Source organism: Muriicola sp. (assembly GCF_049669965.1).
Classification (GTDB): Bacteria; Bacteroidota; Bacteroidia; order Flavobacteriales; family Flavobacteriaceae; genus Muriicola.
On sequence record NZ_JBATLB010000072.1, the window covers coordinates 1 to 1983 of the forward strand.

A 1983-nucleotide genomic window follows, 5' to 3' on the forward strand; every position below is an offset into this window, starting at 1 on the left:
AGGCGTTGTTGTAGTTAGTAACATATTATGGGTTCATTTGAATCTTTCATATTTATTTCAACTATTATAGAATCATTTTCATTAATTCTTAAATTATTTATTTGGACTGGTATTTTTCCAAGCCAATTAACTTCAATGTCAAATGTATTATTTGGAATAGGTCTGAAAATTACGTTATGTATTGAGTCCCCAACAATTTCTCCAAGAAACAAAAGGTCATTAATCTTGATACTTGCTGGAATCGGATTTCTTTTCCCTTCAGGATAATAATCAAAGCAACTTACAATAAGATATGGTAGGTATCTACTATTTTCAGATTTATGCTTTGTTATCACATAATCCTTTTTTGTAATCACTTTGGATGATGAGCAGGAAAGGATTACCAAAACGATCAAGAAAAATCCTAATCTCTTTTTTTTCACTTTTTTGTTATTAACTACAACGGCTTTGGCTCGTATGTTTATTCTTGTGCCATTATTATTCATAAATATAGTAGTTTCCTAATTATTAATAAGAGCTAAACTAGAAGGGACAGAGAGGTCTTGGCTAGATACACTGGTGATATCGTTTCATAGAATTCCCACCCTTCTATGGTTCTCTTAGAATCTGAACAGTACCTGGATCCTTTTAAAAGAGATCGAATCAAACGCGAGCAAAGATGACAAAGAGAATTATAGCTTATAAAACCAAGGAAATGAAAAAGATATTAAAGCATTCGTTAGGAATTGATGTATCAAAATCGAATTTGTCGTTGCCACTGGGTTCGCTGACCGGCGAACTGAGCAAAGTCTTCAAGGCCCATCCGGATATCAGTAATGATGTAGCGGGCTTCAAAGTGTTGTTGAAGTGATTGAGAAAATTACTTGATACCCATGTTGATTTCATTGTAGTGATGGAGGCTACAGGGGTTTATCACCAAGGGGTGGCCCATTATCTCTATCAACACGGTTATGCCGTATGTATTAGGCAATCTGGCCGTGTAAAGCGCTATGCACAAAGCCTTGACCAACGCTCTAAAACCGATGCACTCGACAGTAGAATGCTCAGTATGCATGGATTAGAAAGGGACTTACGTCTTTGGCATCCTCCAGGCAAATGTCTTCAAGAATTAAAGGCATTGAGCCGGGAACGATCTGCCCTGTTAAAAGACCGTACAGTGGAGAAAAATCGCCAGGATGCCAAGGAATCATGTCATCACAGTAATCCCAAGGCAACGAAAAGACATTTGGCCAGACTCAAACTGATCAATGTGCAATTGGCCTCTATTGAGGCTGAGATGAGGGAGTTGGTATCGAAGGATCCGGAAGTGAAAAGCAAACTCGGGTTTTTGCAAAGTATCCCAGGGGTTTCATTTATATCTGCAGCAACGGTCGTTGGGGAGACCCTGGGTTTTGAATCGATAACCAATATCAAACAATTGACCAGTTATGCGGGCTATGACGTGGTATTGAGGGAGTCAGGCAGCTTCAAGGGTAAGACCAGAATCAGCAAAAAAGACAATAGTCACATAAGGGGTGTTTTACACATGCCTTCTATGGCCTGTGTGCGATGTAATCCAACATTGAAACAATTCTATAACAGACTAAAGCCTAAGAAAGCAAAGCCGTTGGTGGCCTTAATAGCCGTTCAACGAAAGCTATTGATATTGATGTTTACATTGTGGCGCAACGAGGAGAACTACGATGCCGGGTTTGAAAAGAAAAAGCAGCAAAGGTCAAAGACCCTTGCTGCACAGGATAACAAATTGATTGCTCAACTTGTTTCCTAAAAATTTTAAAGAAAAAACTTGTTTTTTGACACAGTACCTATGAGTAGTTGCGTTTTTAAGCACTAAATTTAGCAAATAAATCACAGATAGAAAGTCCGCGAGGACTTTCGTAAGTAGGCTCTAAATAGCAATGAATTATACACATTGTTGGCAATAGTTATTAATATTTAGTTGTCTGCAAGTTCTACTCTTTCTGCTATTACCCAACCTATTTG

Annotated in this window: 3 protein-coding genes; 2 read left to right on the forward strand and 1 reads right to left on the reverse strand. The window is 38.2% G+C overall.

Going from position 1 to position 1983, the window contains the following annotated elements; all coding sequences use genetic code 11:
• Positions 1-14: 14 nt before the first annotated feature.
• The gene (locus WBM49_RS04060; protein WP_424370787.1) at positions 15-485 is read right to left on the reverse strand and encodes a hypothetical protein; all 471 of its coding nucleotides are present in this window, start codon (positions 483-485) and stop codon (positions 15-17) included.
• Positions 486-658: 173 nt separating this feature from the next.
• On the opposite strand from WBM49_RS04060, the gene WBM49_RS04065 reads away from it, so the two are divergent.
• Entirely contained in the window at positions 659-850 is a 192-nt protein-coding gene (locus tag WBM49_RS04065) for a hypothetical protein (RefSeq protein WP_424370788.1), read from the forward strand.
• The gene (locus WBM49_RS04070; RefSeq protein WP_424370789.1) at positions 851-1768 is read left to right on the forward strand and encodes an IS110 family transposase; all 918 of its coding nucleotides are present in this window, start codon (positions 851-853) and stop codon (positions 1766-1768) included.
• Positions 1769-1983: the final 215 nt, after the last annotated feature.